Source organism: Pelagibius marinus, assembly GCF_014925385.1.
Classification (GTDB): domain Bacteria; phylum Pseudomonadota; class Alphaproteobacteria; order Kiloniellales; family Kiloniellaceae; genus Pelagibius; species Pelagibius marinus.
Genome location: NZ_JACSDK010000020.1, coordinates 1 through 12,133 on the forward strand (window position 1 = coordinate 1; position 12,133 = coordinate 12,133).

Annotated in this window: 10 protein-coding genes; 9 read left to right on the forward strand and 1 reads right to left on the reverse strand. The window is 66.3% G+C overall.

Going from position 1 to position 12,133, the window contains the following annotated elements:
- Positions 1-502: 502 nt before the first annotated feature.
- The 7 genes from H7X47_RS23980 (at position 503) to H7X47_RS24010 (ending at position 8,141) form a co-directional block, all read left to right on the forward strand.
- Positions 503-1,708 carry an ABC transporter substrate-binding protein gene (locus H7X47_RS23980; protein WP_227010771.1) on the forward strand — a complete coding sequence of 402 codons (1,206 nt, stop codon included), beginning with the start codon at positions 503-505 and terminating at the stop codon, positions 1,706-1,708.
- A 37-nt stretch (positions 1,709-1,745) separates the two neighbouring features.
- Positions 1,746-2,723 carry a YVTN family beta-propeller repeat protein gene (locus H7X47_RS23985; protein ID WP_193371313.1) on the forward strand — a complete coding sequence of 326 codons (978 nt, stop codon included), beginning with the start codon at positions 1,746-1,748 and terminating at the stop codon, positions 2,721-2,723.
- A gap of 29 nt (positions 2,724-2,752) precedes the next feature.
- Positions 2,753-3,355, forward strand: a complete 603-nt coding sequence (locus H7X47_RS23990) for a hypothetical protein (protein WP_193371314.1) — start codon at positions 2,753-2,755, stop codon at positions 3,353-3,355.
- A 2-nt stretch (positions 3,356-3,357) separates the two neighbouring features.
- A complete protein-coding gene (locus H7X47_RS23995; protein WP_193371315.1) occupies positions 3,358-4,095 on the forward strand; it encodes a hypothetical protein in 738 nt (245 codons plus the stop codon).
- Complete coding sequence (locus tag H7X47_RS24000; protein ID WP_193371316.1) at positions 4,092-4,451, forward strand: hypothetical protein; 360 nt, start codon at positions 4,092-4,094, stop codon at positions 4,449-4,451. Before H7X47_RS23995 ends, H7X47_RS24000 begins: the two co-directional genes overlap by 4 nt.
- Positions 4,452-4,620: 169 nt before the next feature.
- The gene (locus H7X47_RS24005; RefSeq protein ID WP_193371317.1) at positions 4,621-5,805 is read left to right on the forward strand and encodes an FIST N-terminal domain-containing protein; all 1,185 of its coding nucleotides are present in this window, start codon (positions 4,621-4,623) and stop codon (positions 5,803-5,805) included.
- Positions 5,802-8,141: a hybrid sensor histidine kinase/response regulator gene (locus tag H7X47_RS24010; protein ID WP_193371318.1), complete on the forward strand. Its 2,340-nt coding sequence runs from the start codon at positions 5,802-5,804 to the stop codon at positions 8,139-8,141. The genes H7X47_RS24005 and H7X47_RS24010 overlap by 4 nt, the downstream gene beginning before the upstream one ends.
- On the opposite strand, the gene H7X47_RS24015 is transcribed toward H7X47_RS24010, so the two are convergent.
- Positions 8,084-8,770 (reverse strand): response regulator, encoded by a 687-nt coding sequence (locus H7X47_RS24015; RefSeq protein WP_193371319.1) that lies wholly within the window; start codon positions 8,768-8,770, stop codon positions 8,084-8,086. The two genes, H7X47_RS24010 and H7X47_RS24015, sit on opposite strands and share 58 nt — an antisense overlap.
- A gap of 364 nt (positions 8,771-9,134) precedes the next feature.
- Between H7X47_RS24015 and H7X47_RS24020 the strand changes: the two genes are divergently transcribed.
- Both H7X47_RS24020 and H7X47_RS24025 read left to right on the forward strand, forming a co-directional pair.
- Positions 9,135-9,599 carry a hypothetical protein gene (locus tag H7X47_RS24020; RefSeq protein WP_193371320.1) on the forward strand — a complete coding sequence of 155 codons (465 nt, stop codon included), beginning with the start codon at positions 9,135-9,137 and terminating at the stop codon, positions 9,597-9,599.
- Positions 9,600-10,313: 714 nt separating this feature from the next.
- Positions 10,314-12,128, forward strand: a complete 1,815-nt coding sequence (locus tag H7X47_RS24025) for a fatty acyl-AMP ligase (RefSeq protein ID WP_193371321.1) — start codon at positions 10,314-10,316, stop codon at positions 12,126-12,128.
- The last annotated feature ends 5 nt before the right edge of the window (positions 12,129-12,133 follow it).

Below are 12,133 nucleotides of genomic sequence, written 5' to 3' on the forward strand. Positions count from 1 at the left end.
GGACTTCCCCTTCCTTCGGACCCTCAAGCTGTACCGTCGTCACTTCCAGCGGCTTGCCCGCCTCGAATGCCACCGCAGCGCGCACGTCCATACCCGCATCTCCTCACTCTTGCATCTTTCCGGGTCGGCCGTTGCCCGGCCGATCCCCTTGTTTTTACGAGAAATGCGGTGCCGCTCTCCATAGTCCTAAAGTACGCCATGCCCCCCCGAAAAACGCCTTGGCGGGCCTCCGCGCGGTTTTTCGCGGAGGCGGCGCGGACAGCTTTCCTTGCGGGACCCCGGCGGCCCAAATTTGACCTTCGCCGTCGCCGCGGGAGGCGCCGCGACCACGCGGCGGGCGACGGCAGGCCCCCCAGCGGGCCCGGTGGCGGCGGGGGGGCGGAATGCTTTGCCTATAGCACTTTAGGCCTATTTGGCGGCCCCGCGGCTTGGCTGATAATCGCTCTCAAACCCTCCCAGACAAAAAGCGGCGGCAGACCGCAGCGGGAGGACGGGAGGACACTTGTTCAGCAGATTTTTTGTCACCGCCGGTCTGATTCTGGCGACGCTCGCGGTGCCCCTTGGAACGGCTTCAGCCGCCGAGGGTTTCGATGTCCCCATCGTGTTCCTGTCGCGTGCGGAGGAGCCGCGGCTGCCGCTGTCCTTCATCGACCCGGTGGTCGAGGACCCCGGCGTCTGGGGCGCCCGCCTGGCGATCAAGGACAACCAGACCACCGGCAGCTTTCTCGGCCACCGCTACGAGCTGATCGAGGACGTCGTTTCCGCCGAGGCGGACATCGCGGCGGCTTTCGCCGAACACGCCGCCGCCGGGCGCCACATCTTCATCGCCGACCTGCGGCGCGACGACCTGCTGACCCTCGCGCGGCTGCCGGAAAGCGCCGGCTCCCTGATCTTCAACGGGCGCATCGGCGACGACGACCTGCGGGTCGAGACCTGTTTTCCCCAGGTCTTCCATACCGCGCTCAGCCGCGCCATGCGCGCCGACGCCCTGCTCCAGTTCCTGGTCTGGAAGAAATGGACCGACGTCTTCCTGCTCGCCGGCTCCACCGAAGAGGACAAGGCCTACGCCGCGGCCCTGCGGCGCTCCATCAAAAAATTCGGCGCTGACCTGGTGGCCGAGGAGAGCTACGCCTACGACCCCATCGCCCGGCGCACCGACAGCGGCCACATCCAGGTACAGCGTCAGATGCCGCTGGCCACCCAGGGGGCGGGCGACGACTACGACGTGCTGCTGGCCGTCGACGAGAACGAGATCTTCGGCGAATACCTGCCCTACAACACCTACGCACCGCGTCCGGTGGCCGGGACCCACGGCCTGGTGCCCACCTCCTGGCATCGGGTGCAGGAGCAGTGGGGCTCGACCCAGTTCCAACGGCGCTTCACCAAGATCGCCGGCCGCTGGATGGAGGAGCGCGACTACGGCGCCTGGCTGGCCATCCGTGCCGTCGGCGAGGCGGTGACCCGCACCGGCAGCCCGGACACCGGGGTTCTGCGCGATTACCTGCGCGGCCCCGACTTCGCCCTCAGCGGCTTCAAGGGGCTCGGGCTGTCCTTCCGCCCCTGGAACCAGCAGATGCGCCAGCCGGTCCTGCTGGTGAACAAGCGGGTGCTGGTCTCGGTGTCGCCGCAGCCGGGCTTCCTGCACCAGCGGACGACGCTCGACAGCCTGGGCTACGACCAGCCCGAAACCGACTGCGCCCTGGAATGACGACCCCGCAATGAAGAGAAACGGGAGACAGCAGACCATGCAATGCGGATTGAGGCGGACCCTGACGGCCTTGGGCCTGGCGGCCGTTCCCTTCGCCTTCCCGGTGGAGGCCATGACCATCTACGTCTCAAACGAGAAGGGTAATTCCATCACCGTCATCGACGGCGACAGCATGGAAGTCACCGCGACGATCGATGTCGGCAACCGGCCGCGCGGCATCGCCCTCTCCAAGGATCACCGCTTCCTCTACATCTGCGCCAGCGACGATGACCATATCGAGGTGCTGGATACCGAAAGCCTGGAACTGGTCGGCACCCTGCCTTCCGGCCCCGACCCGGAGCTGATGATCATCTCGCCAGACGGCAAGCGGCTTTACGTCGCCAACGAGGACGACAACCAGGTAACGGTGATCGACCTGGAGAGCGGCACCCAGCTGACCGAGATCCCGGTCGGCGTGGAGCCAGAAGGCATGGGCGTCAGCCCCGACGGCAAGACCATCGTCAATACTTCCGAGACCACCAACATGGCGCACTTCATCGACGCCGAGACCTTCCAGATTACCGGCAACGTGCTGGTCGACCAGCGCCCGCGCTTCGCCGAGTTCACGGCCGACGGCGAGGAGGTCTGGGTGAGCTCGGAGATCGGCGGCACGGTCAGCGTCATCGACGCCAAGACCTTGGAGATCAAGAAGAAAATCAGCTTCTCGGTGCCTGGCCTGCAGCCGGAAGCAATCCAGCCGGTGGGCGTGCGCATCCTGAAGGACCGCAGCAAGGCCTTCGTGGCCTTGGGCCCGGCCAACCGCGTCGCCATCATCGACGCCCAGAGCTACGAGGTGGAAGACTACGTCCTGGTCGGCCAGCGGGTCTGGCAGCTGGCGCTGAGCCCGGACGAAAAGCAGCTCTTCTCCTCCAACGGCGTCAGCAACGACATTTCCCTGATCGACGTGAAACGCGGCAAGGCGCGCAAGTCGATCCCGACCGGCAGCTACCCCTGGGGCATCGCCATCAAACCCTGAACCCGGACAGTCGAAGGAAGCGATCGGCAATGAACTTCAAGGTACCGGCGTTGTTCTGCCTGACCGTGCTGCTGCTCCCGGCCGCGGCGCGGGCGGCAGAGTCCGCAGATCCGGACTGGCCCTGCATCCAGCGCCTGGTGCCGCGCATCAGCGCCGCGCAGGTCTGGGCCGGGCCGCAGCCGGATCCGGAGCTGTGGCAGGGTGACCTGGAGGTCAGCCGCCTCGCTTCCAAGCTGGCGGCGCGGCGCACGCCGATAGCGGAGACCGAGAAGCTGGTGGAAGACTTCGCCGACGCGCAGCCGCCGCAGGCCCTGAACACCAAGCTGACCGCCCTTTTCGGCCGCAGCCTGCAGATCATCAACCAGGACCGCGCCTCGATCATCGCCGGCATCAAGCGCTTCGCCAAACGCCAGCGCGCTCTGGCCGAGCGCATCCGCGAGACCCGCGCCACCTTGAAGACCGCGGAGGGTGACGGCGGCAAGGCCGACGAGCTGCGCGAGACCCTGGCCTGGGACATCCGGATCTTCGACGAGCGCGAAAAATCCATGACCTATCTCTGCGAGCAGCCGGTGCTGCTGGAGCAGCGCGCCTTCGCCCTGGGGCGCACCATCTATTTCTTTGTGGAGGACTGACCATGAAACGAGCGACGCTGACGACTTGGCGACACCTCCTCTTGCCGCTGACGGCTCTCGTTGTCCTGGGAGCGGCCCTGCTGTCAGCCGCGGGCAACGCGGCCGGGGCCGCCACCGACGGGCTGGAAGGGCTGGTGCCCGGCTCGCCCGGCGAAGGGATCTACGGCTCCAACCACCTCGCCCAAATGCCGGACAAGGCCGAGCTGATCTTTGATTACCGCTTCGAGGGCACGGCGATGGAGAAGCCCTTCTCCGACGATGTGCTGCTGGACTTCACCCGCCACGCCGGGGAGGACCAGGGCTTCGATGTCGAGATGACGATCTTCCCGCAATCGCGCAAGCAGACGGTCGGGCCGGTCTCCGCAACCAACATCAATCCCATCCTGCTGGTCTTCTTCCAGCGTGACGTGTCCCATATGAGCAACGGCACCGGCGGCAGCCAGCATTATTTCCGCAACGTCATCCGCCGCGTCCTGCAGACCCCGGACGAGGCCAGCGTGAAGGCGGTCACCATCGACCTGGACGGCCATCAGGTGGCGGCCCGGGAGATCAGCTTCCGGCCCTTCGTGGGGGACAGCCACCGTGCGCAGCTGCGCGGCTTCGCCGACAAGACCTACCGCGTGATCGTCTCCGAGGCAGTACCGGGCGGCATCTACGAGGTGCAGTCGGAGACGCCGGACGAGAAGACCGGCGAGGTACGGCTGCGCGAGACCTACCGCTTCCGGGAAATCCGCCAATGAGACGCCGCGCAACCGCCCTGGCCTTCGCGGCGGCCTGCGTGATGACGCTGCTGCCCGCCGGCGCCGGCCGCGCCAACGACTACCCCACCGAAGTGGTGGCCGACTACGTGCTGGCCTGCATGGCGGCCAACAACAACACCGCCCAGGCGCTGCGCCAGTGCTCCTGTTCCATCGACGTGGTGGCCTCGCTGCTCAGCTACCAGGACTACTCCATGGCCGAGACCGTCCTGCGCATGCGCCAGGTGCGCGGCGGCGGCGAGAAGATGGCGCTGTTCCGCGAGACGCCTTTCGCCAAGACAACCGTCGACCGCCTGCGCCGGGCCCAGGTGGAAGCCGAGGTCCGTTGCTTCCTGTAGGGGCAGCGCAGGCGCGCCACGGCACGCCGTTGTTGCGGCGCAGCACGGCCCGGAGGAAAGCGGCTGCCCGCGGCCAGACTTGTGCTAGGGTTTCGACAGACAAGAAGGGCCGCGCAGGCGGCACCGAGAACAAGAAGTCACAGGGAAGAACCAGCCGAGGGACGGTCCCATGGCAACCATAACCACCGAGCCCGGCGCGGCCGAACGCCCCGCCGGCACCGCCCGCCCGGCGATCGCCCGGGCCTGGTCGGCGGCACGCAACCCCGCGCGCGTGATCGAAGAACTGAGCGCCGGCATCACCGACTGCGACCCGGCGCTGATCACCGTCTTCGTCTCCTCCAACCTGCCCTACGAGGACATCGTCGGCCCTCTCTCGCAGGCCTTTCCGGGGATCCCGCTGGTCGGCTGCACCACGGCCGGCAGCCTGACCTGTGAGAGCTATGAGCCCGACGGCTCCATCGCCATCGCCTTCGACCGCGCGGCCTTCAGTTTCGAGACCTGCCTGCTGACCAACCTGCGCAACTACTCCATGGCCCAGGGCGGCGAGGCCATCGAGTCCGCCTACTTCCGCCTCCTGCGCAAGCTGGAGCCGGAGCGTGAGAACTTCTTCGCCATGCTGCTGGTCGACGGCCTCTCGCGGCGCGAGGAAGAAATCGCCGCCAGTGCCTATGCGGCCCTCGACGAGGTGCCGATCTTCGGCGCCTCGGCCGGCGACAATCTCAACTTCGACACCACGCAGATCTTCTTCAACGGCGAGGTGCTGGAGGATTCCGCTCTGGTTGTGATCGGCGCCTCCAGCCGCCAGATGGAGGTCTTCAAGTTCGAGCATTTCCGCCCCACCGAGCAGAAGATCGTGGTGACCTCCGCCGACCCGGAGCGCCGCATCGTCTGGTCGCTCAACGCCGAGCCGGCGGCCGAGGAGTACGCCCGCCTGATCGGTGTCGCCCCCGACGCGCTGACGCCGGAGGTCTTCGCCGCCAACCCCATGCTGGTGCGTATCGGCGGCGAGTATCATGTGCGCGCCATCCAGCAGGTCGACAAGGAAGGCGCCCTGCACTTCTACTGCGCGATCGACGAGGGCATCGTCCTCACCCTCGCCCACCCCGAGGACATGCGCGACAACCTGGTGCAGAACATGGAGCGCATTACCGAGCGCATCGGCAGGCTGGACACGGTGCTCTGCTTCGACTGCATCCTGCGCCGCCTGGAGGCCGAACGCCTGGGCATCAAGAACGACCTGCTGCCGATCTTCAGACGCTACAACATGATCGGCTTCAACACCTATGGGGAGCAGTACCGCTTCCTGCACCTGAGCCAGACCCTCACCGGCCTGGCCATCGGGGCCGCGCCATGAGCTCCGCTCTGCCCGCCGCCGCGGCGACTGGGGCTGCGACGCCGCAGGAACTGGAAGCCCGCGTGGCGGCGCTGGAGCGCGAAAATGCCAAGCTGAAGACCGTGCGCGATGCCCTGATCCGGCAGGTCGACCGCAGCCACGACTTCACCGGTAACGCCTACAAGCTGTTCCAGTCGGTTGCCGAACTGGAGACCAGCGTCGAGAAGCGCATCCAGCGCCTGGCCCGCGCCATGAGCGAGGCCAAGATCGCCCGTCAGCAGTTGCAGCAGGCCATCGACGCCATCGGCGAAGGCTTCATCCTCTACGACAGCAACGACCGCATCGTGCTGTGCAACCGCAAGTACCGCGATTTCTTTCCGGTGCTGGAAGACCTGCTGAAGCCGGGCACGCACTTCAACGACATCATCCAGGCGGCGGCGGAGGCCGGCGTCATCGTCGAGGCGGTCACCGACCCCGACGCCTGGATCGCCTCGCGCATCGACTACCACCGCCGCAAGTCCTGCCAGTTCCAGCAGCTGCTGAGCGACGGCCGCTGGATCCAGATCAGCGAGCGCATGACCAACGACGGCGGCAAGGTGACCATCGTCACCGAGATCACCCACTTCCGCCGCCTGGAGGAAACCCGGCGCCTGACCAAGGTGGCCGGACAGTCGGGCCTCCTGGCCACGACCGTGGCCAACATCGCCCAGGGTGTCGTGGTCTTCGACGCCGATCTGAAGCTTGTCGCCTGGAACTCCCAGGCCGCCATGCTGCTGAACCTGCCCTATGCGGGCATGCACTCGGGCATGCGCCTCAGGGACCTGGCCCGCGAGGTGTCGCGCTACGGCGCCGAGGTGGCGAAAGAGCGCCGCCGCGAGGTCTACGAATGGGTCGGCAACGTGAAAAAGCGCCTGCCGCTGCGCATCGAGCTGTCCTATCGCGGCCGCCGCTTCGTCGCCGCCAATTTCCGCACCATGCCCGACGACAGCTTCGTCGTGACCATGACCGACATCACCGCGCAGATCAAAGCCGCCAAGCTGCTGGAGCAGAGCAAGGAGGAGCTGGAAAAGCGCGTCGACGAGCGCACCCTGGAACTGCGCCGCCTGAACGAGATCCTGCAGGACGAGGTGCATCGCCACGAGCAGACCGCCGCCGACCTGGAGCGCGCCCGCAAAGCGGCGGAGGCCGCCAACCTGGGCAAGACCCGCTTCCTGGCGGCCGCCAGCCACGACCTGCTGCAGCCGCTGAATGCCGCCCGCCTCTATCTCTCCGCGCTGGAGGCCTCGCCCCTGGTCGACCCGGGCGCGCGCGGCCTGATCGACAATATCGCCAAGGCCTTTCAGTCGACCGAGGCGCTGCTCAGCACCCTGCTCGACATCTCGAAGATGGACGCCGGGGGCTACCGCCCTCGCATGACCGCGGTCAAGGTCGGTGAGCTCTTCGAGACCCTGGACGCCGAATTCAGCGCCCTGGCCCGGCAAAGGGGACTGCGCCTGCGGCGGGTCGACTGCTCGGCCGTGGTGCGCTCAGACGCCCAGCTTCTGCGCCGCATCGTGCAGAACCTGCTGTCCAACGCGCTGAAATACACCGACGAGGGCGCCATCCTGCTGGGCGCCCGGCGGCGCGGCGACCTGCTGTCCATCGAGATTCACGACAGCGGTCCGGGAATCGCCGCCGAGAATCACCAGGCTATTTTCGAGGAGTTCAGGCGCGCGGTTCCGGCGGGGGTGCAGGCCAACGGCCTCGGGCTCGGGCTCGCTATCGTCAAGCGCGCCGCCGACCTGCTGGGCCACCAGGTGGGGCTGCACTCGCACATCGGTCGCGGCTCCTGCTTCTACCTGACGGTGCCGCTGCTGCCGGCCGACGGCAGCGAGGACGTCGAGGCGGCACTCTACGATCTGCCGCCCGCAGCGAGCCAGGGACCGCAGTTCAACGGTGTGGTGCCGGCCGAAGGCCCGCTCTTCGTACTGGAGAATGACGAGGGCGTGGCGGACGCCATAACGACACTGTTCGACTACTGGAATCTCCCCAGCATCAACGCGCCGTCCTACACCGCCCTGCTGGAAATGGCGCAGGTCGGCGCCATGACGCCGCGCGCGATCATCGCCGACCTGCACCTGGACGGCGGTATCGACGGGATCGATGCGATTATCCTGCTGCGCGAGCGCCTGGGACGTGATGTGCCGGGCATCCTGGTGACGGCCGACCAGTCTCGCGAGGTGAAGGAGCGCGCCAAGGCCACGGGCATCGAGTACTTCTCGAAACCCATGAAGCCGGCCCAGCTACGCGCCTACCTCACTCACCTGTCCATGGTCGCCAGCACGGCCTCCGACCCCGCCATCGCCCCGGAAGACTGAGACAGGGCGCCGCGCTGGGCCAGCAGCACCGCCTGCATGCGCGAAGAAACCTCGAGCTTCTTCAGGATGGCCGAGACGTGGGCCTTGACGGTGGACTCGCTGATGGAGAGCTCATAGGCGATCTGCTTGTTCAGCAGACCTTCCCCGAGCAGCCGCAGGACCGTGGTCTGCTGCGGCGTAAGGGTCCCTATAACCCGGGAGACCTCGTCGATCTCCGCCAGTTCCTCCGGCTCGCAGGCCGATCCCTGACCGCCGAACACGGTGTTGCCGGCGAGCACCTCGCGCACCGCCGACACGATCTCCGCCGAACTGGCCTTCTTGTTGACGAAGCCAAGCGCTCCGTAGCTGCGCGCCATCTGCACCAGACGGGCGTCGTCCAGCCCTGACAGGACCAATATGGGGAGCTTGGGCGCCTCCTTGCGCAGCTGCAGAAGGCCCTGAAATCCCTCCACATCCGGCAACTTCAGGTCTAGAAGCACCAAATCGATGTCTTCCAGCCGGCGCACGGTCTCCAGGGCTTCCGAGCCCGAATGCGCCTGCATCATTTCGCAGGGCTCGAACGCCGTCGCCAGCATGCCCTCAAGCGCCGAACACACCAAGGGGTGGTCGTCGACAATCAAGATGCGCATTGCGTCACCTTCCTCCCTAGTGCGGCCTCGTTCATTTCGTGCCGCCTTTTTACTTATCCACAGAATAGGGGGCGGGGTGGGCTATGTGCAATTCACAATTGCAGAAAATCCTATTTCACCGGCCTCACGGCACCCCGCCGCCTGCCTTGCTGGCAACAGCCTGACGACTGCGCAGCTGGAGGGCGAGTGCCAAAAACCGGACATGGCGGCAGGAAGTAGCGACGAAATGTTTATTTTCTACAGCCGGCATGCGTAAAGGTCTCGGCTCTTACACGTCGTTCCCCTGTACGAGGCGCCCTGCCCGCACCAGATCCTCGCCGTTGGGCCCCCGACGTGGCGGGCCCTGCTTGGAGGCAAGCTGCCCATGTACACCTCTTTTCGTGCCGCCGAGGTGGCGGCCCTTTTCTGGCTTGGCGCCGCCGCGACGGCGACAGCCGCCGATGCGACGATTCAGATGCAGGCGGTCCGCGACAAGGGCCCCGGCCCGGTCATCGGCACGGTGCACGCCGTGGAGACCGCCGAGGGGCTCGTCCTGGAACTGGATCTCGCCGACCTGCCGCCGGGCCCCAACCGTCTGTTCCTGCACGACGCCGGTGACTGCTCGGCGCCCCGGGGCGAGCTGCTGTCCAGCGCGCCTCTGGCGGTGGTGAACGTGGACATCACTGAAGACGGTGCCGAGCCCCTGAAGCAGATGCTCGTGCTCCCCGGCACGAGCCTGGGCGAGATATCGCTCAAGGCCCTGGTGATCTATCGCGGCGGCCAGACTGCGGACCTGGGGCCCGAGCAGACCGGCCTGCGTCGCCTGGTTGCTTGCGGCGTCGTCCGATAGACCTTATCGCGAAGGAGGCGACTCTGGCCCCCCCAAAGGGCCGGTGTCGCCTCCAAGGCGCCGCCAGTCTCCCCAGCGGTCACAATTTGTTACGCAATATTTCATCGCCGCGCCGCCCGCTGCGCCGCCGCGATCGCGCTTCCAATGGCCAGATCTGACCGTCAGGGCCCGCAGGCGGCGGGCGAAACGGCCATTCGCCTGTGAAAAGGCACCGGCCCGCAGCAACGCGCAGCGGGGCCGGGCGACTGCCCCACCCTCTCCAAAAGCCCTGTTTTCGGGCGATTCCGTCAGGTTCCGGTCAGATGACACTGCTACCTGTTTGATTGATTACCTGGAGCATCTGTCGTAAATCACAGCACTGAAGTGAGCAAAGCGAGTCGCTTGGACTGCGTCGGCTTGTGGGCTACGCAAGGTGATTAAGAGGGGGAAGGGGGCCGCCGAGCATCGGAGCCGTTATGTCCTTTGACGTCTTCAAGGATTGACGGGGCCGTAATAAAACGGCAAAGGATGCAGGTCTGCGGTGGATTTTACGATCCCTAAATGTGTTTCTCGCCTATGTCGCGGAAACGAGCAGTATGGTCGGCAAGGCTGCTCCAGCGACACTGGAAACCGGCGATCCGGGGGATAGCCAGATACTCAGGAGTCTCAACTCTTGGAAGATCTTGTCCGGCAGCAAAGATAGAGAGATCAAAAAAGGAAGCTAGGGATCAATTAATGCCAAGTGCTACGGCATCAACAAACAGCAACCTGTCGTTCCGCATCGCAGAATTTGAAACACTAGTCGACGGATTGGACTACGCCGCAAAAGGCGAGACCGGGTGCAATTTCTTTTCCCCGCGCGGTGAACTGCAGCAAGCGCTTACCTACCGAGAGATTCGCGAGCGCGCTGTCGCCCTGGCGCAGCGCTTCGATCGCCTGGGGCTCGAGCGCGGCGCCCGCGTCGCCCTGGTTGCCGAGACTTCCCCGGATTTCCTGACGTTCTTCTACGCCTGCCAGTACGCGGGCCTGATCCCGGTACCCCTGCCCCTGGCCATCAACCTCGGCGGCCACGACGCTTACGTCGAGCGCCTGCGCAACATGATCGGCCGGGCCGGTGCCGAAATCGCCGTCGGCCCAGCGGAGTTGCTGCACTACCTCCGGGAAGCGGCCAGCAACCTCAAGATGGTCGGCACGCCGGAAGATTTCTACGCCTTGCCGGCCAGCGGCGGCGACCTGCGTCCCTTCACCAAGGACGAAGCCTGCTACATCCAATACTCCTCCGGCAGCACCAGCCTGCCGCGCGGCGTCTTCGTCTCCCAGCGCGCCATTACCAGCAACGCCCGCGGCATCGGCCAGCACGGCCTGGAGCTGCGCCCCGGCGACCGCGCAACGTCCTGGCTGCCGCTCTATCACGATATGGGCCTGGTCGGCTTCTGCCTGACCCCCATGCTGAGCCAGATCACCCTCGACTACCTGGCGACCAAAAGCTTCGCCCTGCGCCCGCTGACCTGGCTGAAGCTGCTGTCGCAGTACGGCGGCACCATCTCCTTCAGCCCGACTTTCGGCTACGACCTCTGCGCGACCCGCGGCCTCAACGGCTCCGCCAAAACCATCGACCTGTCGCATTGGCGCGTCGCCGGCATCGGCGGCGAGATGGTGCGCGCCGAGATCCTGTCGCGCTTCGCCGAGACCTTCGGAGTGACCGGTTTCTCGCCCAAGGCCTTCCTGCCCAGCTACGGCCTGGCGGAATCCACCCTGGCCGTCACCTTCGCCTCGCTGGACAAGGGCGTCGAGGTCGATCGCATCGACCAGGAACACTACACCCACACCGGCAATGTCTCGCCGGTCAACGGCAGGGCCAACGGCAAGGCAAATGGCCATGTCAACGGCCATATCAACGGCAGCGCCGCGCGTTCCTTCGTGATTTGCGGCGCGCCGATGCCCGGCCACGAGGTCGAGGTGCGCAGCGAGACCAACGCGCCCCTGGCCGACCACAACGTCGGGCGCGTCGTCGTGCGCGGCCCCAGCGTCATGGACGGCTACTTCAACGATCCGGCAGCCACCGCCGCGGTGACCACCGAGGACGGCTGGCTCGACACCGGCGACCTCGGCTACATGATCGACGGCAAGCTGGTGGTGACCGGCCGCCGCAAGGACCTGGTGATTCTCAACGGCCTGAACATCTGGCCGCAGGACGTAGAGTGGGCCGTGGAAGCCCTTGAAGAGGTGCGCGGCAGCGACGTCGCCTGCTTCTCCGTCATCGAGACCGACGGCAACGAGCGGATGATCGTGGTCTTGCAGTGCCGCATGCACGACACGGCCGCGCGCGAAAGCCTGCGCAAGAAGGTGGTGGCCACGGTGCGCAAGACCTGCGGCGCCGACTGCCGCGTGGTCCTGGTGCCGCCGAAGACCCTGAAGTTCACCTCCTCCGGCAAGCTGAGCCGTTCGGCGGTGAAGGCCGACTACATCTCCGGAGAGATCAGCGATCTCAATCTCGCCTCCAGCCGGCAGGCCGCGCCGACCCCGGCCTATTCCGAGCAGCGCCGCTAGCTTGG